This is a genomic window from Arthrobacter sp. 05N428_2 (assembly GCF_056397065.1).
Map to the genome: position 1 here is coordinate 113,488 of NZ_JBFTMR010000008.1, position 21,794 is coordinate 135,281.

The window sequence follows — 21,794 nt, forward strand, 5'->3', positions numbered from 1 at the left end:
TGGAAGTCTTGGAACCTTGAAAAGAACCGAAACGCCGGCCTAGTGCCCGGCCTCGAACCAGCTGGTGCCGACGCCGATCTGGACGTCGAGCGGAACGGACAGCTGCGCCGCGGCGCCCATCTGTTCCGTGACCAGTTTTTCGACGGCGTCGCGTTCGCCCTTGGCGACTTCGAGGACCAGTTCATCATGGACCTGCAACAGCAGGCGTGATTTGAGGCCCTGCTCGGCCAGTGCGCCGGAGACGCCCAGCATGGCCCGTTTGATGATGTCCGCCGCGGACCCCTGGATCGGCGAGTTCAGGGCGATGCGCTCCGCGTTTTCGCGCAACTGGCGGTCTGTGCTGGTCAGGTCCGGGAGGTACCGGCGGCGCCCCTCGATGGTCGAGGTGTATCCGTCGATCCGGGCCTGGTCGACGACGCCGCGGAGGTAATCGCGGACGGCGCCGAACCGGTCGAAGTAGTCCTTCATCAGGGTCCGCGCCTCGTCCACGGAAATTTCCAGCTGCTTGGACAGCCCAAAGGAGGTCAGGCCGTACGCGAGGCCATAGGACATCGCCTTGACCTTGGAGCGCATGGCGCTGGTCACCTGGTCAGTGGGCACGTGGAAAATGTTGGAGCCGACGAACCGGTGGAGGTCCTCGCCGTCCTTGTAGGCCTGAATCAGGCCGGCGTCGCCCGAGAGGTGCGCCATGATGCGCATTTCGATCTGCGAGTAGTCCGCGGACAGCAGGCATTCGTACCCCTGGCTGACCACAAAGATTCCGCGGACGCGGCGGCCTTCCTCGCTGCGGATGGGGATGTTCTGGAGGTTGGGGTTGTTGGAGGAGATCCGTCCCGTGGCCGCGACGTTCTGCGCGTACGTGGTGTGGATCCGGCCGTCTTCCGCGACCGATTTCTTCAGCGACTCCAGCATCTGCCGCAGCTTCGACGACTCGCGGTGCGCCATCAGCTGGACCAGGAATTCGTGCCCGGTCTTTTCCAGCAGGTTCTTGAGCGAGGCAGCGTCGGTGGTGTAACCCGACTTGATCTTCTTGGTCTTCGGCAGCTGCAGTTCGTCGAAGAGCACCGTCTGGAGCTGCTTCGGCGAACCAAGGTTGACCTCGTGGCCGATCGCTGCGAAGGCCTGCTCCTGGGCGTTGTCGATCACCTTGGCGAGGTCCGAGAGCTGCTCGTCCATCCGGGTCAGGTCCACGGCGATCCCCGCGAGTTCCATGTCGGCCAGAACCCGGCTGACCGGCAGCTCGAGGGTCGTCAGCAGGTCCTGGGCCTGGCGCTCCTTCAGTTCCGCTTCGAAGTAGCGGCTCAGGGCCTGGACGACGGCGGCCACGTGGACCAGCGCGCCGGCGGCCGCAGCGTCGTCGCCGTCGAAGGCCAGCTCAAGCTGGCCTTCCTTGGCGGCTTCCGTGGACACCGCGATGTTGAGGTGGTGCTGCGCGAGCTCGGCGAGCTCATAGCTGCGGCGGTCGGGCTGGATGAGGTAGCCGGAAATGGAGGTGTCATCGACCACGCCGTCGAGTTCCAGTCCGCGGCCCGACAGTCCCTTCAGGGCATCCTTGAACCCGTGCACCACCTTCGCGGACTTCGCATCCCGAAGCCAGGTGGCCAGGACATTTTCGGCGGCGGCGTCCTGACGGGCCAGGTCGAGGTAGATGGCGGCGTCGTCGCGGACGATCGCCAGCGCGGCGGCGTCCGCACCGATCCGTCCGGGCACCAGGTCGACGGCCAGGGCGGACCGCTTTCCTGCACCGGCTGCCAGGAAGGCGTCGAGCTCGGCCGCGTCCGCCGGGGTTACGAAGTCCGGGATATCGAGGCTTTCCCGTTCGGCTTCGGTCACTTCGCTGCCGTAGAGGGCAAAGAGCCGGGTCCGGATGGTCTTGAATTCGAGGGCGTCGAACAGCTCCTCAAGGGCGGCCTGGTCAGGCCGCGGGTCCGCGAGCTCGTCGAGCGTGACGGGCAGCGCGAGGTCGGTGCGGAGCCGGTTGAGCCGCCGGTTGCGCTTGACGTCCTCGACGTTTTCACGAAGGGCGTCCCCGACTTTCCCGCCAATCGCGTCAAGGTTTTCCAGGACACCTTCGAGGCCGCCGTAGAGGTTGATCCATTTGGCTGCCGTCTTGGGTCCGACGCCGGGAACGCCCGGGAGATTGTCTGCTGTTTCACCCACCAAGGCGGCGAGATCCGAGTACTGGGCGGGGCTGACGAAGTACTTCTCCTGGATGGCGTCCGCGTCCATCCGGGGGATGTCGCTGACGCCCTTCCTCGGGTAGAGCACGAACACGTTGTCCGTAATCAGCTGGAAGGCGTCGCGGTCGCCGGAGACCAGCAGCACCTCGTACCCGGCCTTCTCGCCCATTGCGGCGAGGGTGGCCAGGATGTCGTCGGCTTCCCAACCGGGCATCTTGATGGTCTGGATGCCCCAGGCGCCCATCACCTTGTCGATGAGGTCGATCTGGCCGCTCATTTCCCGGGGGGTCTCGTTGCGGCCACCCTTGTATCCGTCGTACTCGGCCTTACGGTGGGTGGTCTCATCGGAGACGTCGAAGGCCACGGCCACGTGGGTGGGCTTTTGTTCCTTGATCAGGTTGATCAGCATGGAGGTGAAGCCGTGGATGGCGTTGGTGTGCTGGCCGGTGGCGGTGGAGAACTTGTCCGCAGGGAGGGCGAAAAAAGCCCTGAACGCCATGGAGTGTCCGTCCAGGACCAGGAGGCGCGGCTGGTCCGTGATGGGAATCACGGGGGCGTCGGTGGCGGAAACGGACCCCGCGGCCCGGCTGGACCTTCCGGCTGGCTTTGCCGCTAAGACGGAGTCCGGCTCAAGCGCCGGGAGGGTGTCCGTTGCGGAAGGGGAAAGGGCCGGTTTGGTAGTTTCGCTCACAGGTGCCAGCCTAGTTCCCATGATCGACAATTTCACGCCCGCGCCGTTCACCGACGAACTGCAGGCCGCCGGCGTTCCGGCGGAACTCCACGACTGGCTGGGCCGGATGGGCGTCGGTGCCCTCGTGGTGAAGATGGGGATCCACTTTTTGGAGATGAGCCCGGTACGCATGGTCGCCACCATGCCGGTGGAGGGCAACACGCAGGTGGCCGGAATCCTGCACGGGGGCGCCCATGTGGTGCTTGCCGAGACGCTGGGGTCCTTCGCCGCCGGGATGCATGCTGGGCCGGGGCGCCGGGCACTGGGGATCGACGTCAGCGCGACCCACCACCGTGCCGTCTCTTCCGGCACGGTGACAGGAACCTGCACCGCCATCCATTTAGGCCGCACCCTCACCACGCACGAAATCGTCATGACGGACGAGCAGGGGCGCCGGCTTTCAACCGCGCGGATCACCAACCTGCTCCGCGACGCCCCCGAGTAGTCAGCCGGCGGGTCGGCCGCGAGGCCTCAGGAGCTGCCGGCGAGGCGGTAGCGGAGTTCGACGACGCCGCGTCCCAACGCGGCCGAGGCGAGCAACTCCAGCGGCGCCGTCGGCCGGGCCAGCGGGAGCAGCGGTTTCCCGCCGCCCAGCACCACGGGAATGACCGAGAGGATCAGCTCGTCAAGCAACCCGGCGTCGGCGAACTGGGCAGCGAGGTCTCCGCCGCCCACCACCCAGACGTTCCGGCCCGCGGCGCTGTCCTTCAGGTCTTCAACGAATTCGGTCACCGGTCCGCGGGCGAACGTGATGTCCGTACCTTTCGGGGCCGCGAGTTCGTGGTGCGTGAAGACCCAGCACGGGGTTCCGGGGTACGGCCAGTTGTCGGGTTCGTGCTGCCGGAGCCAGGCGTAGGTTTCACCGCCCATCACCACGCAGCCGACGTCGGCCATGAAGGCCTCGTAGCTTTCCTGGCCGCCGGTGAATCCGTCGAACTGCAGCAGCCAGTCAAGCTTGTCGTCCGCGGTGGCGATGAAGCCGTCCAGGGAAGCCGCCACGAAGTACTGGAATTTCGGCATGGGCCCAGCGTAGCCATTCCCGGATGCCTTTCCCAGCGCGCAGCAGCGCGGAATCTGAGCGCCGCAGCGCCGGGCGGCGGCGCCCGGCGTCGTCGGGTGTCCGCTACTTAGTGAAGTACGGAATGATCAGGTACAGCCCGAAGAGCACCGCGATGCCGCAGAGACCGAAGCAGGCGTAGGACAGTGGCCGCACCCAGCGGGGCTGGGCGGTCCGCACGTCCCCGGCGATGGCGGTGAGCCGGACGCCCAGGGCGTAGAGGACGACGACGGTGACGGCGGAGACCAGGGTCGCCCCTGCTACGAGGACGAGTTCAAGCCACTTCAATTCTGGCCACCCTTGCGATTGTTGGTGCGGCTGACGGCGGCTGCCTTCTTTTTCGCGAACTGGACCGCCTGGCCGGCCTCTTCGACCTCGACGGCGTTGTGGTGGCCGACGGGAGACCGTCCGGAGGCAATGAACATGTACACCACCGCAGCGGTGCCGGCGACCGCGGCGATCACGAATCCGACGGTGCCGGTGTGCACCAGCATCGCCGTCAGTGCGCCGACGATACCGGCGGCCGGGAGGGTGAAGAGCCAGCCGAGCGCGATCTTCCCGGCAGTTCCCCAGCGCACGGAGGTGCCGCGGCGGCCCATCCCCGACCCGATCACCGAGCCCGAGGCGACATGCGTGGTGGAGAGTGCGAAGCCCAGGTGGGAGGACGCGAGGATCGCGGCTGCGGTGCTGGTTTCGGCGGCGAAGCCCTGGGCCGGCTTGACCTCGGTGAGGCCGGAGCCCAGGGTCCGGATGATCCGCCAGCCGCCGGAATACGTGCCGACCGCGATGGCCAGCGCACACGCCCCGATGACCCAGACTTGCGGGCCGGTGCCGTGCGCCTGGCTGCCGGCGGAAATGAGGACCAAGGTGATGATGCCCATGGTCTTCTGCGCATCATTTGTGCCGTGCGCGAGGGCCACGAGGCTGGACGTAAATACCTGTCCGGTCCGGAAACCACCGCGCTTCTGCGTGAGTTTGCTGCCCGTCTCCGGATCGTGGCGGGACGTCAGCGCGTAGGCGAGCCGGGTGCACACGTAGGCCACAGCCGCGGCGATGAGCGGCGCGAAGACGGCCGGGAGGAGCACCTTCTGGACCACCGACTCGAAGTTCACCGAGTGCAGCCCGATGCCGGCGACGGCCGCGCCGATCAGGCCGCCGAAGAGGGCGTGTGAGGAACTGGAGGGGAGACCCTTCAGCCAGGTGATCATGTTCCAGAGAATCGCCCCCATCAGGCCGGCGAAAATGATGTCCGGGGTAATCTGAACGCCGTCCGAGCCTTCCCGGATGATGCCGCCGGAAACAGTTTTCGCCACTTCGGTGGACAGGAAGGCGCCCACCAGGTTGAGCACCGCCGCGAGGGCGACGGCGGTCTTCGGCTTGATAGCACCGGTCGCGATTGGCGTCGCCATCGCGTTGGCGGTGTCGTGAAACCCGTTAGTAAAGTCGAAGAACAGTGCCAGCGCTATCACGAGCGCCACCATTATGGTGATTTCCACCAGTTGCCCAATCTGCAGAGTCGATGGTCAGCGGTTTCATGCCCCGTGCAAGGTCTTGGTGGTCAGTGTTCATCTGCTGTTACGCGGACATCTCCTGCGCGGTTCACCAAAAACCGTCCTGAAACCTTACAGATCGTACGTGGCAAAGGGTGCTGGGCAAAACCTCAGCGGCCTGGAAGGGCAACTCAGACCGGTGGGGCGCTGCGGCCCGCACCGGCGTCGAGCATCCCGGCGATTTTTTCCTCCAAGGCGGCCAGGGTTGCCTCCGGGAGCACAATCAGGCCGTCGAGTTCCCGCCGTGCCCGCTTGTACGCCGTCTGCCGCTCAGCGGGGGTGGCGGCCGCGTCGGAGGCAATCCTGAGCAGTTTCCGCGCGGTGGCCAGCCGCTCGCGTTCCGGGCCGGTAAAGTTGCTGTCCTTGATCCGGCGGGCTTCGCGTTCGGCGACCTCGAAAGCGATTTCGAAGCTCCGCACGGCAGCCCGGTACTCCCCTAGCCGCGCCGCCGTCGCGATCTGCGCCGGAGCGTCCGGGCGCAGCCCGTCCGCCTCGCGCTTGGCCCGCAGGAACGCCACCGTCAACGGCTCGCGCACGTCAGTCATGACCGGAAAGTCGATCAGCCTTCCGATGTCCAGTTCGTAGTCCAGCCAGCGCCGGTTAACGGCGTCGTGGGCGTCGACGAGGGCCTGCACCTCGCTCTGGCTGGCCTGGTCTACCGAAGCCTGCTGGTTCTTGAGCCGGTACAGCTCAAGCTTGCGCCGGTGCCGTCGTTCGCTGGCCCTGGTCCAGGTTCGGGCCCAGCTGCCCAGCASGGCGCTCATCGGAAATACCAGCCACCAGTTGTGGCTGAGGAAATTGAAGAAGGGGTCCACGGCAACATCCTCCCACCGGGCCCGCGCGCCGGAAAGCCCTCGCGGCGGGTGGGGGCTCTCCGGCCGATCCGCTGCGGACTCAGGCCTCGTGCTTGACCTTGTGCACCCGGGTCACGACGGTGGGGCACGGCACGTTCAACAGCACCGCATGGGCAGTGGAGCCGAGCAGCAGTCTGGAAAAGCCCCCGCGCCCGCGGCTGCCGATCACCAGTAGCTTCGCATTCTGTGCGAGGTCGACGAGTGCCTTGGCTGGCTCAGTGTCTGTTTCGAGGCGTTGATGGATAACGAGATCCGGGTACTTGTCACCGAGGCCTGCCACCGATTCGGCGAGGACCACGCGGTTCTCTTCGACGATGGTCTCGGCGAGCCCGCTGGAGGGCAGTTGGTTTTCAATCCAGCGCGCGGGGCTCCGGAAGGCCAGTACCACGGTCAGCTCGTCGTGGCCGCGGTCCGCTTCTGCTGCGGCGAAGGCCACGGCCTGGAGCGATTCCTCCGATCCGTCCACGCCGACCACCACGCCGTGGGTTCCGGTGGCGGGCTGGCTCGGGATAACGGCCACCGGGCTGTCCGAGGCGGAGACGATCTGCAGGGCCCGGTCCGTCAGGGGTCCGGCGTCCATCCAATGCTTGTCATGGCCGCCGACGACGACCAGGGCGGCATCCGCGGATGCTTCCCGAAGGGCCGCGCCGGGGCTCCCATGGCGCAACTGCACGTCGACGTCCACGTCGGGGGACTGGTTTTTCGCGGTGTCTTTGGCCTTCTCCAGCAGGTCCATCCCGGATTGACGGATCAGCTCGTGGTATTGGAAATCCGGGGATATCCAGCGGTCGTCCACGGCGTGCACGGCCAGGACCGGAAGCTTCTCCCGGGCAGCGCGTTCCAGCGCCCATGCCAGCGCGGCCCCGCTGCCTGCCGAATCGTTGATGCCGACAACGACTGCTTTGCTCATACTGATCCCCGCTCCATTTCCTGGCGTCCGTAGCCTCGTCCATGGTCCTGGCAGCGCACCATTCTGTGACCGCTGTCTGGCATGACTTGTCGGAAGCACCGAGGCTCTACCGACAATTCAGTGTGACCTCGCCCCCGGCGCCCGGTTAGGGCCTTAAGCCCCGCACCGGCGGGGCTTAGGCCCGCACCGGCGGGGCTTAGGCCCGCACCGGCGGGCTCAGAATCCGGTCGGCTCCGTCTCGAACTCCGGCTCCCGGGGCGGTCCTTCGTGCTGCACCGGGCGAAGCGCCGCCGTGTGCTCAAGCCAGATCAGCGCATCGTAGCGATCCCCCATCCGGGTTGGGACGTAGTTTCCCTGCTCCCGTTCCGGGTGGTACGCCACTCCGATTGCCCGCTGGCCCAGCCAGGTCGAGAGCCACGGTCCGCTCCGGTCGTCGCCGAACGCCAGCACCCCCGGCACCTCGACCGCCTCATGCAGGAAGTCCTCGTGGCTGCCTGGCCTTGCCCGGGCACAGGCATGATCCGCTCCGGCGTGCCCCAGGAGTCGGCTGCGATGACTGTGCCTCGGTGGGCGGCGAAGCCCACCAGCAGGACGCCGTCCAGCGCGTGCCGCTCCCTGAGCAGCTGACCTACGTTCACCAGCCCGTCCCGCGGCATCTCCGTGCCCCGCGCATCCCCGACGTGGGTGTTGTGCTCCCAAATGATGCCCTTGGACGCGGCCCCCAGAGACGGGCCAGCCGGTCAACCGTGTCCGCCATGTGGTGGTCGCGCACATTCCAGGACTGCCGGTCGGCGCGCACCATGCTGCGGTAGTAGTGCTCGGCGTTCGCCGCCACCTCGGCGTTCTGGACAGCGTCAAAGGCTTCTTCGTCCTGGTCACCCGGGCTGAATACCCGGCTGCGCACCTCGCTGAGCAAGGCCACGACGTCCGCCTCGCAGGATTTCGGAACGAGCCGGGCGCGCCAGGCGTAATGGTGCGGGTCTTCGTGGTGCGGCGGGAAACACTCCCATGCCCGCATCGCCACGGGCACGGCCTCAGGTAGGTTTTGGTCGAGCCACCCGATGATCTCGCGCAGCGAGTCCCAGAGCGAGTACACGTCCAGGCCGTAGAAGCCGACCCGCTGCGCCACCGGCCGGCGCAAGTTCCAGCTGCGCAGCCAGTCCAGGAACCCTGCCACTTCCTCATTCGCCCACAGCCAGGTCGGCCAGCGCTGGAAACCCCTAAGCAGCGCATGGACGCCCAGGTCTTGTGCGCTGTGACCGCGGACCCACTGGTTGATCCGCCAGCAGTCCGGCCAGTCCCCCTCGACGCCGATCCAGTTGTAGCCCTGTTCCATGATCAGCCGCCGGCTGAGCGTGGCACGCCAGGCATAGAACTCGTGGGTGCCGTGCGAGGCCTCTCCGATCGCCGTGAATCGGCAGCCCGCGGCACGCTCCACCAGTCCATCCAGGTCGCGCTCGCTGCGGAGTTGCCGGGCGAGGGAATGGATCTCGCCCATGACGGCGGCCTTTGTCACCCTCTCCGGGGTCACCGTGGATCTCCCAGGTCGATCCGTTCCAAGTGCTCCGGAACCCGGGCGCGCCAGCCGAGTTCGTGCTTGATCCGAAGCCGGAGTGCGTCCGAGGACTCCGGTTCGCCGTGCGTGATGTAGGTCATCCGCGGAGCCTGTGGTGCGGCTTTCATCCAATTGATCAGGCCGTCCGTGTCGGCGTGCGCAGACAGGTTCTCCAGCTGGATGACTTCGGCCCGGATCTTGACGTCCTCGCCGTAGATCCTGAGCTCGCGCTGCCCCGCGGCGAGCGAGGCGCCCCGGGTGCCGCAGGCCTGGTAGCCGCTGAGGATGATGGCGTTCTTGGCATCGGGTCCGTAGGCGGCGACGTGGTGCAGGATCCTGCCGCCGGTCAGCATGCCGCTGGCGGAAATGATGACCATCGGGCCGCCGCGCAGGTTCAGCAGCCTGGACTCGTCCACGCTCCGGGTGAGCTTGGCGAGGCGGTACATGTTCACGTATTCGTCCTTCTTGAGCCGGTGCTCTTCGGGGTGCCGCTGGTACATGCCGGAGGCGTCGATGGCCATCGGGCTGTTGAGGTACACCGGAATGTCCGGAATCGCGTTCCTGCGACGAAGCCTCGACAGATACAGCATGAGGGTCTCGGCCCGGCCGACGGCGAACGCGGCAAACAGCACCACCCCGCCGCGCTTGGCCACCCGGGTGATGATCTCGCCGAGCTGTTGTTCGGGATCCAGCTCGGAATGCTTCCGGTTGCCGTAAGTGGACTCCGTGACAAGCACGTCGACGGCGCCCAGCGCCCGCGGCGGGAACATGAAGGGATCATCCGCACGGCCCAGGTCGCCGGTGAAGTGCACCGACTCGGAGCCGAACCGGACGTGCACCTGCGCCGCCCCCAGGATGTGTCCGGCCGGCACGAACGTCATTTCCATTCCGCCACCAAGGTCCAGCGCGTCGTCGAAGTCCCGGATCTTAAAGCTGTTCAGGGACTTCACTGCATCCTCGGCGGTGTAGAGCGGCAGCGCCGGGCTGTGCCCGGTGGACCCGCGCTGCGTCGCGTAGCGTGCCTCTTCCTCCTGCAGATAGCCGCTGTCCGGCAGGATCAGCTTGCACAGCTCGGTGGTGCCCTCGGTGGCGTAGACCGGCCCGGCGAAGCCGTCCCGGACCAGCGCCGGGACATAGCCGGTGTGGTCCAGGTGCGCATGGGTCAGGATGACAGCGTCGAGCGAGCGGGGCGGGACCGGAAAGGGCAGGCGGTTGCGCTCGCGGCTGCGTTTGTAGCCCTGGAACAGCCCGCAGTCGACCAGCACCCGGCGCCCGCCGGCCTCCAGCAGGTAGCGGGAACCGGTCACGGTGTCCGTGGCACCGAGGAACCGGAGGGTCGGCTGCTCATGCTTCATGGTGCTTCCGTTCCGGAATCCCGCATATCGACGTCGAGAGCCCAATAATGCAAGGCTCCGCGTGTGCCATAACGCCTCATAGGGCCAAAGGTCAGGGACGCCAACGCGTGCCCCGGTCCCCGGGAGTTCCGGCCGAAAAGTAGACCGCCGGAGCTATCAAGAAGTCCTGATAATTCCGGCGGTCCCATTCAGCTCGGTTGTTGGCGTTGGCCTAGTAGGTCAGGAGAATATATCCCGGGCCACCCCCATGATGATCCTGTCCCCGGGAACAGATTTCCGCAGGTAGTCCTCGACGGCCCAGTCATCTAGCGAGATACAACCGGCCGTGGCGACTTTGTGTTCGTGAAGGAAAATAGCAAACCCGGCGTCCTGCACAATTTGAGAGTCGGGCGGCCTGTTGTAGTTGATCACCGCCCCCTGCCGATAGTCGTGGGAGCGGCCTGTGGCAAAATACCACATGTTTTCATCCCAACCGACCCAGGAAGTGGACTCGAAGTATTTGTTATAGGTGTCAGTCCAAGGGTTTCCGCCCCACCGCGAGTTCGGGTTCAGCAGTCGGTACGGGAGCGCAGTCCCGGGGTTGCCGAGTCCAAACGCTTCGGTCACCGAGTAGGAGCCGGTGGGCGAGAAATTATTGCGTGTGGGCCCGGAGGCGACTCCTGGCGGCTTAAACCCACTAGCGCCGACCCGACCGTCCGTCCTCCAATCAATTACATATGTCCCTGCCACCCGCAGGCAATACACGACGGCAGCGTACGACTGACCGTAATCGGCTGCGTAGGTCAGGAGTACTCGTTTGGCGCCGGCTGTCGGATATTTGATCGCTCCCTCGTTGAGATTCGAGCATTCCGACCGCCCGTAGTCCCTCGCAGCGGACGGCGTCCACGTAAGGTAGCCGCCTTGGAATGCCTGGACGCATTCCCCGCCTGAGCACACCTCAGGCGTCGCAGGATAGCCCAGGTAGCTCAAGTGCCACCCCATAGACGCGTACTTGGTTTGCATGCCTCCACGAATGGGCTGGGCGCCTGTGGCTGGCGACCAAAAGATAAGTCCGCCCTGGAACCACTGATAGCAGCCGCCCCTGGGTTGGTTGCAGATCTCATTTTCGATCGGATATCCGAGGTAGCCGGATACTCCGCCCTGCTCTTGGTACCTGCCCTTGATTCCGCCGTTGACAGAGTGAGCTCCCGTGGCCGCCGACCACATAATGGTCCCGCCCTGGTACTCCTGGCGGCAACCGGAGTTCGGGCCGTCGCAAATCTCTTCCGACACCGGGTAGCCAAGGCCGCCGTTCTCGTACCCGCGGCTCGCCCAGTCTCTGCGCATGTCGCCTTGGCTTATGTGCGCGCCGCTTGCAGGCGACCAAACGATTGCTCCGCCTTGGTAGTTCTGGTAGCACCCGCTGCCTTTAAGGCCGCAAATCTCCTTGGACGTGGGGAAGCCGAGCTTCCCCTGTTCAGCGTCTGCGCTTGCATACAGTGCGCCGATCGCCCCGGGAGCCCATACTCCGAAGGCCCCGGATGAGGGCGACCACATGATCCTGAACTGTCCAAACTCCTGTACGCAGCCTTGGTCCTTGAGCGTGCAGGCTTCCGCGGAAGTCGGGTATCCGGTGCCCGCATACCCGCCGTAGAGTCCGTAGACCACGCCGCCGATGGCCCCACGAGTCCAGACTTGCTGGTAGCCGCCGACCGGCGTCCACGCGAGGTCCGTGCCTTGCGAGTACCGCTGCGCGCAACCAGCTGGATCGCACTTCTCATCTGTGACCGGGTAGCCAAGCGTAGCCATACCGCCCCGGGTCGTCCACTCCGGTCCGGTTTTGCCCTGGCCGAGAAGGACGGCATGGGCTCCGGTGGCGGCGGTGTAGTAGATGTCGCCCGCCGTGAACGTCTCATGACAGAGGCCGGACGGGTCGCATCTCTCATTGGAGGTTGGCTCTCCCAGTGGACCGGTGGCGCCCCCGAGCTGTTGCCATTTGGCGCCGATGGCCCCGAACGGAACGTAGAGCGTGGCTGCGGCGCCCCCTTGGACGGCAGGGGTCGTTGCTTCCGCGGTTGGAGCGGGCCTTCCCGGAGTCAGAGTCGCGGGTGTGGAGCTGTCCACTTGCGGGGTCGGCTTAGTCGTCGGGGCCGGGGCCACCGGCGTCTGTGTGGGCACCTGGACGATGGGAACCGTGCCAGCAGGTGAGTCTAGGGGTGCAGGCGTGGCCTGCTGGCTCGTCGTGGATGTCGCAGGAGTCGGGGTGGGCGTGGTCGCCTTGGCAGGAAGGGCAAGCCCGACCGACAGCAGTGTGGCCATCGCCGCCACAGCAACGGCACGGTTCCGAGGTTTCGTACGAACCGTGTTCATTTCGAGACCACCGCTTCGCAAGTGGACCCGGTCGGCGCGCCCGAGGCGAAGTTTTCTACCCGGACCGTTTCCTTGGCGCCGGGGGCTACCGTCTGTTCGATCATGGCGTGCCCGGCTGGGCTGCTGGTCGTGCCGACGGCAACTGCGACCGTGTACTTGACTGCGGTGGAACCGTGGTTTGTCAGCGTTCCAGAGAACGACCACGAACCAGCCGGGTCTGCCGCGCAAACGACCTCGCTAAGTGCGTCTGAGGCTAAGGCGGAGGGCGCCGGCAGTGTCGATACAGAAGACACAGGGCCCGACGGTTGTGGTGCAGTTCCCGAAACCGAGGAGTTATTTGATTCTAAGGTCGGAGAGTTGACGGGTGGATTGGACGCTGGCGGACTACAAGCGGCCAAGGCTAATAAACCCACCGCGCACCCCCCAAAGAGCGGTGTCCATTGGTGCATGATTCCTCCAAACTGGTGACAGGCTCCCCAATCAATAGACGATTTGGCAGGAAAGATCTGTCAGGATATTGCGGAGGCTATCAGACCAAAACAATCAACATATGTTGAAACGGCCTCTTGACGTAAATGTTGCTTGGACGGAATGAACGCACCGCCCCGCACGCGAGAATTTCGTTCCTCAAACACAGAGTTTCCGCGGTCCCCCGATTTCTTACACCCCTTGTTTGCGCCATCAGTTCCGCCCATCTCTCCGGGCATTCCAATGGCCTAGCGAGCAGGCGAAGCTTCAAAGCTGCGCACTGCCGGTATTCGCCGACTAACCGAACGCACTCGCGGAGCGTCTGCCGGAGGCACCGAGGCTACAGTGGTCGCTCTGGCCTTGGCCCCGACCGGCGGCGGGGGCACCTCGCAGCCTACAAAGTTCCCCGTCGGGTCGTGGTGCTGGAGGTGCTGCCGCGCTCCCTGATCGGCAAGGTCCTGCGGCGGGAGATCCAGGACACGTTGATGGCCGGCTGACGGGTCGCTGGGAACCCGCCAGCCGGCGGTACCATCGCGCGATTCCGGGCAACGGTGCTCCTTTGCGGTCCGCGGCGGGGCGACGCCGATGCTCGGGCGACGCACGTCCACTTCCGGAGGCAGATGGTGGAACCACAATGCTGGCTGATGCTTGCAAAAATCTGGGACCGCCGGGACCGCCGCTGCCGCCGCCGTCTTCGCGGACCCTGCGACTTGCTTGCTGCGCCGCTGGCGGGCTGAGAATCCTGATACGGGCGTGCGGGCACCGTGCCGTGCGGGTAGGGTGCCCAGTGTAGGTATGCCCAGCGTAGGGATGCCCGCCGCCGGACGCCGGCGGCGTCTGCAGAAGGGAAGCTGACGTGACTCGTAAGACTCCGCGCGTGGAGGAAACCGACGAAAAGGACCTTCAGGTCGGCGACGGACCGAAGCACTGGGCCGCCGGCGTGCCCGGCGTCTACCATTCGATGAAACCCGCCCTCGAACATATGGGGGTGAACCGGACCCGCAAGACGGTCATGAAGATGAACCAGAAGTACGGCTTTGACTGTCCCAGCTGCGCCTGGCCGGACCCCCATCACAGGAAGGCCTTCGAGTTCTGCGAAAACGGCGCCAAGGCGGTCACGTGGGAAGCGACGCCGGTGGTCATCCCGACGTCGTTCTGGGCGGAGAACTCGGTCAGCGAGCTGCGGAACCGCTCGGACTACTGGCTTGGCATGCAGGGCCGGCTGACGGAACCTGTCTACAAGCCCGCCGGTGCGGACCATTACCAGCCGGTGAGCTGGGACGAGGCGATCCGGATCATAACGGAGAAGCTCAAAGGCCTGGCCTCCCCCGACGAGGCCGCCTTCTATACGAGCGGCCGCACCTCCAACGAGGCCGCGTTCCTCTACCAGCTCCTCGTCCGGGGCTACGGCACCAACAACCTGCCGGACTGCTCGAACATGTGCCATGAGTCTTCGGGGTGGGCCATGGGCCAGACCATCGGCATCGGCAAGGCCACGGTCAACTTCGACGACTACGCCGAGGCAGATCTCATCATCATCATGGGCCAGAACCCCGGCACCAACCATCCGCGGATGCTCACGGAGCTGGAAAACTGCAAGCGCAACGGCGGCGAGATCGTGGCAGTGAACCCGCTGCCCGAGGCCGGCCTGCACCGCTATAAGAACCCGCAGAAGGTCAGGGGCATCGTCGGGCACGGCACGCCCATCGCGGACCAGTTCATGCATGTCCGGATCGGCGGGGACATGGCCCTCCTCCAGGCAGTCTCCAAGCGTGTCCTCGACGCGGAGGCAAAGAACCCCGGCACCGTCCTGGACCACGCCTTCCTCGACGAGCACTGCGAAGGCCTCGACGAGCTTAAAGAGCACCTGGCTCTGCTGGATGAGCAGGCGGTGCTGGACGCGACGGGGCTGCGCACCGAGGAGATCGACGAGCTTGCGGCCCGGTACCTGAAGGCCGAGAAGGTCATCATCACCTGGGCGATGGGGATCACGCAGCAAAAAAAGGGCGTCGCAACCATCAAGGAAATCATCAACCTGCTCCTGCTGCGCGGCAATATGGGCAAGCCCGGCGCCGGAGCCTCCCCGATCCGCGGCCACAGCAACGTGCAGGGCGACCGCACCATGGGTATCTGGGAACAAATGCCGCAGTCCTTCATGGAAGCCCTTGGCAAGGAATTCGACTTCGACCCGCCCCGCGACCACGGCGTTGACGCGGTCGAAACCGTCAACAAGATGCAGGAAGGAGAACTCAAGGTGTTCATGGCCGTCGGTGGCAACTTCGTCGGCGCCATCTCCGACACCAACGCCGTCGAGGCCGCGATGGCCGGGACGGAAATGTCTATCCAGGTCTCCACGAAGCTCAACCGATCACATGTGGTCACGGGCGCGGAAGCGTTGATCCTGCCCACCATGGGACGGACCGAAATCGACATCCAGGAATCCGGCGAGCAGTTTGTCTCGGTTGAGGACACGGTCTGCGCGGTCCACCCCTCGTGGGGCAGCGTGGAACCTGTTTCCCACCATCTGCTCTCCGAGCCGGCCATTCTCAGCCGCCTGGGCAAGGCGCTGGTAGGCGACAAAATCAAGGCTGACTGGGACGGCTACGAGAAGAACTACGACCTGATCCGGGACCATATTTCCCGTGTCGTGGGCGGCTGCGAGAACTACAACGAGAGGATCCGCCAGGAGGGCGGCTTTATCCTCGCCAACGGCCCCCGGGACTCCCGCACCTTCCCGACGCCGACCGGCAAGGCCGTGCTCACCGTCAACGAACTCGAACACGTGGAGCGGCCGGCGGGCACCCTGATCCTGCAGACCATGCGCTCACACGACCAGTTCAACACGACGATCTACGGCCACGATGACCGCTACCGGGGCATCAAGAAGGGCCGCCACGTGGTCTTTGTGAATCCCGAGGACATCAGCGAACTGGGCCTCTCCGACGGACTCTTCGTGGACATCCACGGCGAGTACAACGACGGCGTGGACCGCGTGCTGCGCAAATTCCGGGTGGTCTCGTACCCGACGGCGCGCGGCTGTGCTGCCGCCTACTATCCGGAGGCCAACGTGCTGGTGCCGTTGAACCACACCGCCGAAGGCAGCAACACCCCGGTCTCGAAGGCCGTCATTGTCCGCCTCGAGCCAAGCCTGGACCAGACCCCGGACAGCAAGGCCCGGCTCCACTCGGCCCCGGGAGTCACCACGCCCGCCTGAGGCAGCGGCTTTGCTGCGCGGCGTGGCATGCGGAGCCCCGGCCGCGCCCACTGGACATAATGCCAACAGACCCATCCCTGGCAGCCAGGGATGGGTCTGTCCACGGGGTGCAACGAACCCGTCACTGGGCGGATGAACCCCGTGACGGGTTCCCGCCGGGGACGCGTGAGCTACTGGGCGCGCTTGGCCCAGCCCTGCTCGTCCGGGCCGCCGGTCTCGCCGTGTTCGCACAGTTCGATGACCTTGTTCGACGCGGCGTGCACGGCTTCCTGGGTGCTCTTCCGGCCGTGGGTCGACGCCGTACCTGCGGCGTAGCCCACGATGAACGCGCTGATGGCATCAGCGTGCGGCCCCACGGCCTTCAAGGACTCGTCCGCAACTTCGACGATCTTTTCGTGGTCCACCTCCAGGTCCAGGATCTGCAGCGCCTGGATCAGGCGGGCACTCCAGTGCCGCAACGCGTTGTCTTCATCTCGGGGCAAGGTCATGTGCTGTTCCTCTTCGTCGGGAAAGGCTTCTCGATCGGCTGTCCCTCAAGGGTTAGCACCGATCCCGGCCGATATGCAACGCGTCAGCCGCGAGTCCCGGCAATTCAGCCGGCATCCGAGGCTCCGGCGATTAGCTCCATAGGGCGACGTGGAACTTTGAGCCGCGGCGCTCCAGCCCGCGCGAACCGCCGCGGGCGACCATCGCCGCGGTGGCATCTGCGGTGCCGACGAAGCGCTGCAGGGTTTGCGCCATGGTCGTGGTCCTGTGTTGGTCCAGCGTGCTGGCCCACCAGAGGCCGGGAACCGGGGTTCCGGCGACGGGCACCCGCAGGAGCGCGCCGCTGACGAGTTCGGTCCGTACGATATGGCCGAGGGCGAGCATTACCCCCTCCCCTGCCCGCACAGCCGCCAAGGCATCGGTTTCGCTGCTGAGCCTGATGATCTCCGGCACGACCCCCAGCGACGCGAGCCAACGGCTCTCCTCCGAACTGTCGAGGATGCCGGCGGGACCGGCGAACCACGGCCTGCGCAGCAGCCGGCCCACCGGGAGCGGGCCGTGCAGCCGCCCCAACGGGTCCGTCGCCGCCGCGACGAAGACGCGCTGGTAGCGCAGGAACGGCACGGATTCCAGGCCGGGCTCGACGCCGGGAGTGCCCGCGGCTGCAGGCGGCCGGGCACCCAGCGCGATGTCGTAGGCGCGTTCGAGCAGGAGGCCAGCCAGGTCTTCGGCGGGTTCGGCGACCACATCCACCAAGGCGCCGGGCACGCGTTTGGTGAACAGGTCCAGCAGGCGGCCGGCCGCGTGCTCGGCGAACGGCGCGGTGGCGGCGATCTTCAGCCGCCCGGCGTCGTTCTTGGCGTGGTTCACTTCCCAGCGTGCCTGGTCCGCCAGCCCGACGATGTTCTGTGCGTGGTCAGCCAGGGCCCGGCCGCCGGGAGTCAGGCTGATGCCGCCGGGCGCCCTGATAAACAGGGGGTCACCCAGGTCCTGGCGAAGCGACGCCAGGGCGGCCGAGACGGCGGGCTCGCTGACCCCCAGGGCCGCGGCGGCGGCGTGCAGGGAGCCCAGGCGCGCCACGAGAGCGAACGTCCGCAACTGGCTCAACGTCATCGGCACGGCTTCATAACCTTTCGCTTATCACGATATTGACACCCCCGTCGGGGCGGGGCAAGACTGGCCGTAATTCGGCGCCGCGCGACGTTGCCGGCGCCTCGGAGTGAGGTGGGACTATGCAGATTCCGGCTCCATTCGATTACGCCCGGGCCACCACAGTGGAGAACGCGCTCGAGCTGCTGGCGCGCCACGGTCCCGACTCGCGGATCATCGCCGGAGGGCACAGCCTGCTCCCGATGATGAAGCTCCGGCTCGCCCGGCCGGAGTGGCTGATCGATATCAATGACCTCTACGAGCTCGACTACATCCTGCGCGACGGGGACGAGTTGCGCGTCGGTGCCCTGACCCGCCACACCACGCTGCTGGAATCGGATGAGGTCGCGCAGCTGTTCCCGATTGTCCGGGACGCCGAGCGAGTGATCGCCGACCCGGTGGTGCGCAACCGCGGCACCATCGGAGGCTCGCTGTGCCAGGCCGACCCGGCCGAAGACCTCTCCACTGTCTGCAGCGTCCTCGGGGCGGTGGCCGTCGTCCGCGGTCCCGGCGGCGAGCGCACCCTGACTATGCGCGACTTCCACCGCGGCCCCTACCAGACCGCCGTCGGACAAGACGAACTGCTGTGCGAAGTCCGCTTCCCCGTCCGTCCGCGCGCCGGGAGCGCCTACGAGAAGGTGGAACGGCGAACAGGCGATTGGGCCGTGGGTGCTGCGGGCGCGGCCGTGACGCTGGCCGAGGACGGCAGCATCGCCGACGCCGCCGTCGGGCTGACGGCGCTGGGCCTGGACCACACCGTCGAGGGGATTGCCGCGCTGATGGGCGGCATGCGGCCCTCCGAGGAGGTGTTCGCCGACGCCGGGCGGCTCGCCGCCGAAGGCAGCAACCCGGTCGCGGACCAGCGCGGACCGGTCGACTACAAACGGCATCTGGCCGACGAACTCACCCGGCGGGTATTGCGGCGGGCCTGTGCCCGTGCCGCCCAGACGGCCGCCCAGACCCAGGAAGGCTGAAGCGCATGCAGATCAGCATGACCGTGAACGGCAATGAAGTATCCAGCGAGATTGAACCGCGTGTGCTGCTGGTCCATTACCTCCGCGAGGTGCTGGGCTTGACCGGCACCCACTGGGGTTGCGACACGAGCAACTGCGGGACCTGCGTTGTCCTGATGGACGGCCAGCCGGTGAAGTCCTGCACCGTCCTTGCGGCAATGGCCGCCGGGCACGACATCCGCACCGTCGAGGGGCTCGCGACGGGGGCCACGCTGGACCCGGTCCAGCAAGGGTTCATGGAGGAACACGGGCTGCAATGCGGCTTCTGCACCCCGGGCATGATGCTCACCGCCCGTGCCCTGCTGGATAAGAACCCGCACCCGGATGCGGGCGAGATCCGGCAGGCCATCTCCGGGCAAATCTGCCGGTGCACCGGATACGCGACGATCATCCGCTCGGTGCAGTGGGCGGCGGCCCATCCGGCAGCCGTCGCGGGCGCCGGGGACGAAGCAGCCGACGAGGTCCTCGACGGCACCGACACCGTGGTGCAGGACGTCGCCACGGAAACCGACGACGCAGAGGTGAAGGCATGACTGTCATCCACGAGCGGGAGAGCAACCCCGCAGCCGGCGATGCTGACCGGCCGATCGGCTATGGCCGGATCCAGCGCAAGGAAGACCCCCGCTTCGTCCGCGGGAAGGGCAACTACATCGACGACCTCGTGCTGCCCGGCATGCTGCACGGCGCGATCCTGCGCGCCCCCATGGCGCACGCCCGGCTTGTCTCGATTGACACCACGAACGCGCTGGCCCACCCCAAGGTGCTCGCCGTCATCACCGGCAAGGACCTGGAAGCCCTCAACCTCGCCTGGGCGCCGACTCTTTCCGCCGATGTGCAGGCGGTGCTGGTCACGGACAAGGTCCGCTTCCAGGGGCAGGAGGTCGCGTTCGTGGTGGCCGAGGACCGCTATGCCGCACGGGACGCGTTGGAACTGATCGACGTCGAATACGATGTGCTGCCGCCGCTGGTGGACGCACGCAAGGCCCTGGACGCCGATGCCCCCGTCATCCGGGATGAAATCGCCGGCCGGACGGACAACAAGATCTTCGACTGGGAGATCGGCAGCGCCGCGGAGACCGACGCCGTGTTCGCGAACGCCGACGTCGTCGTGAGCCAGGAGGTGGTCTACCCGCGGGTGCACCCGGCCCCGATGGAGACCTGCGGCGCCGTCGCCGATTTTGACCCGGTGGACGGCAAGCTGACCCTTTACGAGACCACCCAGGCCCCGCACGCGCACCGGACGCTGTTCGCGATCGTGGCCGGCATCCCGGAACACAAGATCCGGATCGTCTCCCCGGACATCGGCGGCGGTTTCGGCAACAAGGTCGGCATTTACCCCGGCTACATCCTCGCCGTCGTCGGCTCGATCGTCACGGGACGGCCGGTGAAGTGGGTGGAGGACCGGTCCGAAAACCTGATGTCCACCTCGTTCGCCCGCGACTACATCATGCAGGGCGAGATCGCTGCGACCAGGGACGGCAAGATCCTCGCGCTGCGCACCAATGTCCTGGCCGACCACGGCGCCTTCAACGCCACCGCCCAGCCCACCAAGAACCCCGCCGGCTTCTTCTCCATCTTCACGGGCAGTTACGACCTGCAGGCCGCCTACTGCAAGGTGACCGGCGTCTACACGAACAAAGCGCCCGGCGGAGTGGCCTACGCCTGCTCGTTCCGCGTCACCGAGGCCGTCTACCTGGTGGAGCGGATGGTGGACGTGCTGGCCCGGAAGCTGGAAATGGACCCCGCGGAGCTGCGGCTGAAGAACTTCATCAAGCCGGAGCAATTCCCGTATGCGAACAAGACCGGCTGGGTCTACGACTCCGGCAATTACGAGGCGGCCATGCGGCTGTCCATGGAGCTGGCGGGCTATGAGGACCTCCGGCGTGAGCAGCAGGCCAAACGCGCCAACGGCGAGCTGATGGGCATCGGCGTCTCCTTCTTCACCGAAGTCGTCGGCGCCGGGCCGCGCAAGCACTTCGACATTGTCGGCCTGGGCATGGCCGACGGCGCCGAACTGCGGGTGCACCCCACCGGCAAGGCCGTCGTCCGGCTGTCAGTGCAAAGCCAGGGGCAGGGCCACGAGACTACTTTCGCCCAGATCGTCGCGGAGGAGCTCGGCATCCCGCCGGAGAATATCGACGTCGTCCACGGCGACACGGACCAGACACCGTTCGGGCTGGGCACCTACGGGAGCCGCTCGACGCCGGTCAGCGGCGGGGCCGTGGCGCTGGTGGCCCGCAAGGTGCGGGAGAAGGCGAAGCTGATTGCCGCGGTCATGCTGGAGACCCGCCCCGAGGACCTCGAGTGGGAGAAGGGCCGCTGGTTCGTCAAGGGCGACCCCACCGCGGGGAAGACCATCGAGGAGATCGCCATGGCCGCGCACGGCACACTGACGCTGCCGGAGGGCGTGGACGGGAACCTTGACGCGGAGGTCACCTACGACCCGCCCAACCTGACCTTCCCGTTCGGCGCCTACATCTGCGTCGTCGACGTCGACCCGGGCACCGGCCACGTCAAGGTGCGGCGCTTCATCGCGGTGGACGACTGCGGGACCCGGATCAACCCGATGATCATCGAGGGCCAGGTGCACGGCGGCCTGACCGACGGCGTCGGGATGGCCCTGATGGAGATCATCGAGTTCGACGCGGACGGCAACAACCTCGGCGGCTCCTTCATGGACTACCTGATCCCCACGGCGATGGAAGTGCCGGACTGGGAGACCGGGTTCACCGTCACCCCCTCCCCTCACCACCCCATCGGTGCCAAAGGCATCGGCGAGTCCGCCACGGTCGGCTCACCCCCGGCGATCGTCAACGCGGTGGTCGACGCGCTGGCGCCCTTCGGCGTGGTTCACATGGACATGCCCTGCACGCCGGCCCGGGTCTGGGCCGCCATGCAGGGCCGGGCCAGGCCGCCGGTGTGAG

The 21,794-nt window shown here is 66.5% G+C and carries 16 protein-coding genes and 2 pseudogenes; 5 read left to right on the plus strand and 13 right to left on the minus strand.

The features are described 5' to 3' along the window. Nucleotides 1-39: 39 nt before the first annotated feature. Nucleotides 40-2,871 carry a DNA polymerase I gene (gene polA / locus AC1DGI_RS11100; protein WP_476898835.1) on the minus strand — a complete coding sequence of 944 codons (2,832 nt, stop codon included), beginning with the start codon at nt 2,869-2,871 and terminating at the stop codon, nt 40-42. 19 nt (nt 2,872-2,890) lie between these two features. On the opposite strand from polA, the gene AC1DGI_RS11105 reads away from it, so the two are divergent. Beyond that, complete coding sequence (locus tag AC1DGI_RS11105; protein WP_476898836.1) at nt 2,891-3,355, plus strand: hotdog fold thioesterase; 465 nt, start codon at nt 2,891-2,893, stop codon at nt 3,353-3,355. 26 nt (nt 3,356-3,381) lie between these two features. On the opposite strand, the gene AC1DGI_RS11110 is transcribed toward AC1DGI_RS11105, so the two are convergent. The 10 genes and pseudogenes from AC1DGI_RS11110 to AC1DGI_RS11155 all read right to left on the minus strand — a co-directional run. Next, on the minus strand, nt 3,382-3,930 hold the full coding sequence (locus AC1DGI_RS11110) for a dihydrofolate reductase family protein (RefSeq protein WP_476898837.1): 549 nt from the start codon (nt 3,928-3,930) through the stop codon (nt 3,382-3,384). 103 nt (nt 3,931-4,033) lie between these two features. After that, nucleotides 4,034-4,255, minus strand: coding sequence for a hypothetical protein (locus AC1DGI_RS11115; protein WP_441400528.1), 222 nt, complete (start codon nt 4,253-4,255; stop codon nt 4,034-4,036). Further along, nucleotides 4,252-5,463: an inorganic phosphate transporter gene (locus tag AC1DGI_RS11120; RefSeq protein WP_476898838.1), complete on the minus strand. Its 1,212-nt coding sequence runs from the start codon at nt 5,461-5,463 to the stop codon at nt 4,252-4,254. The genes AC1DGI_RS11115 and AC1DGI_RS11120 overlap by 4 nt, the downstream gene beginning before the upstream one ends. A 185-nt stretch (nt 5,464-5,648) precedes the next feature. Continuing rightward, nucleotides 5,649-6,332, minus strand: coding sequence for a hypothetical protein (locus tag AC1DGI_RS11125; protein ID WP_476898839.1), 684 nt, complete (start codon nt 6,330-6,332; stop codon nt 5,649-5,651). A 79-nt stretch (nt 6,333-6,411) separates the two neighbouring features. Continuing rightward, a complete protein-coding gene (locus AC1DGI_RS11130; protein ID WP_476898840.1) occupies nt 6,412-7,281 on the minus strand; it encodes a universal stress protein in 870 nt (289 codons plus the stop codon). Nucleotides 7,282-7,497: 216 nt separating this feature from the next. Beyond that, nucleotides 7,498-7,937: pseudogene (locus AC1DGI_RS11135) on the minus strand (erythromycin esterase family protein). Then, complete coding sequence (locus tag AC1DGI_RS11140) at nt 7,916-8,779, minus strand: erythromycin esterase family protein (RefSeq protein ID WP_476898841.1); 864 nt, start codon at nt 8,777-8,779, stop codon at nt 7,916-7,918. Before AC1DGI_RS11140 ends, AC1DGI_RS11135 begins: the two are co-directional and overlap by 22 nt. Before the next feature lie 29 nt (nt 8,780-8,808). Further along, complete coding sequence (locus AC1DGI_RS11145; protein WP_476898842.1) at nt 8,809-10,191, minus strand: MBL fold metallo-hydrolase; 1,383 nt, start codon at nt 10,189-10,191, stop codon at nt 8,809-8,811. A 219-nt stretch (nt 10,192-10,410) separates the two neighbouring features. Then, nucleotides 10,411-11,979: a L,D-transpeptidase family protein gene (locus tag AC1DGI_RS11150; RefSeq protein WP_476898910.1), complete on the minus strand. Its 1,569-nt coding sequence runs from the start codon at nt 11,977-11,979 to the stop codon at nt 10,411-10,413. Between the two features lie 12 nt (nt 11,980-11,991). After that, nucleotides 11,992-12,540 (minus strand): annotated as a pseudogene (locus AC1DGI_RS11155) (LGFP repeat-containing protein); the annotation flags it as partial. A 1,324-nt stretch (nt 12,541-13,864) separates the two neighbouring features. Between AC1DGI_RS11155 and AC1DGI_RS11160 the strand changes: the two are divergent. Next, entirely contained in the window at nt 13,865-16,222 is a 2,358-nt protein-coding gene (locus AC1DGI_RS11160) for an FdhF/YdeP family oxidoreductase (protein ID WP_476898843.1), read from the plus strand. A 170-nt stretch (nt 16,223-16,392) separates the two neighbouring features. On the opposite strand, the gene AC1DGI_RS11165 is transcribed toward AC1DGI_RS11160, so the two are convergent. Together AC1DGI_RS11165 and AC1DGI_RS11170 are read right to left on the minus strand one after the other, a co-directional pair. Then, nucleotides 16,393-16,710, minus strand: a complete 318-nt coding sequence (locus tag AC1DGI_RS11165; RefSeq protein ID WP_476898844.1) for a DUF6457 domain-containing protein — start codon at nt 16,708-16,710, stop codon at nt 16,393-16,395. 130 nt (nt 16,711-16,840) lie between these two features. Beyond that, a complete protein-coding gene (locus AC1DGI_RS11170; RefSeq protein ID WP_441399840.1) occupies nt 16,841-17,821 on the minus strand; it encodes a LysR family transcriptional regulator in 981 nt (326 codons plus the stop codon). Nucleotides 17,822-17,940: 119 nt separating this feature from the next. Between AC1DGI_RS11170 and AC1DGI_RS11175 the strand changes: the two genes are divergently transcribed. Genes AC1DGI_RS11175 through AC1DGI_RS11185 form a run of 3 tightly spaced genes read left to right on the plus strand, consistent with a single transcriptional unit; the run spans nt 17,941 to nt 21,793 of the window. Beyond that, entirely contained in the window at nt 17,941-18,831 is an 891-nt protein-coding gene (locus AC1DGI_RS11175; RefSeq protein WP_476898845.1) for an FAD binding domain-containing protein, read from the plus strand. A gap of 5 nt (nt 18,832-18,836) precedes the next feature. Next, complete coding sequence (locus tag AC1DGI_RS11180) at nt 18,837-19,403, plus strand: (2Fe-2S)-binding protein (RefSeq protein WP_476898846.1); 567 nt, start codon at nt 18,837-18,839, stop codon at nt 19,401-19,403. Beyond that, nucleotides 19,400-21,793 carry an aerobic carbon-monoxide dehydrogenase large subunit gene (locus AC1DGI_RS11185; protein ID WP_476898847.1) on the plus strand — a complete coding sequence of 798 codons (2,394 nt, stop codon included), beginning with the start codon at nt 19,400-19,402 and terminating at the stop codon, nt 21,791-21,793. Before AC1DGI_RS11180 ends, AC1DGI_RS11185 begins: the two co-directional genes overlap by 4 nt. The last annotated feature ends 1 nt before the right edge of the window (nt 21,794 follow it).

Bases quoted from the DNA above. Each gene is read 5' to 3' on its own strand.
- AC1DGI_RS11180 (WP_476898846.1), top strand. From the start codon at position 18,837: ATGCAGATCAGCATGACCGTGAACGGCAATGAAGTATCCAGCGAGATT.
- AC1DGI_RS11105 (WP_476898836.1), top strand. From the start codon at position 2,891: ATGATCGACAATTTCACGCCCGCGCCGTTCACCGACGAACTGCAGGCC.
- AC1DGI_RS11145 (WP_476898842.1), bottom strand. From the start codon at position 10,191: ATGAAGCATGAGCAGCCGACCCTCCGGTTCCTCGGTGCCACGGACACC.
- AC1DGI_RS11140 (WP_476898841.1), bottom strand. From the start codon at position 8,779: ATGGGCGAGATCCATTCCCTCGCCCGGCAACTCCGCAGCGAGCGCGAC.
- AC1DGI_RS11150 (WP_476898910.1), bottom strand. From the start codon at position 11,979: ATGGCTACGCTTGGCTACCCGGTCACAGATGAGAAGTGCGATCCAGCT.
- AC1DGI_RS11170 (WP_441399840.1), bottom strand. From the start codon at position 17,821: ATGACGTTGAGCCAGTTGCGGACGTTCGCTCTCGTGGCGCGCCTGGGC.
- AC1DGI_RS11185 (WP_476898847.1), top strand. From the start codon at position 19,400: ATGACTGTCATCCACGAGCGGGAGAGCAACCCCGCAGCCGGCGATGCT.
- AC1DGI_RS11175 (WP_476898845.1), top strand. From the start codon at position 17,941: ATGCAGATTCCGGCTCCATTCGATTACGCCCGGGCCACCACAGTGGAG.
- AC1DGI_RS11130 (WP_476898840.1), bottom strand. From the start codon at position 7,281: ATGAGCAAAGCAGTCGTTGTCGGCATCAACGATTCGGCAGGCAGCGGG.
- AC1DGI_RS11110 (WP_476898837.1), bottom strand. From the start codon at position 3,930: ATGCCGAAATTCCAGTACTTCGTGGCGGCTTCCCTGGACGGCTTCATC.
- AC1DGI_RS11165 (WP_476898844.1), bottom strand. From the start codon at position 16,710: ATGACCTTGCCCCGAGATGAAGACAACGCGTTGCGGCACTGGAGTGCC.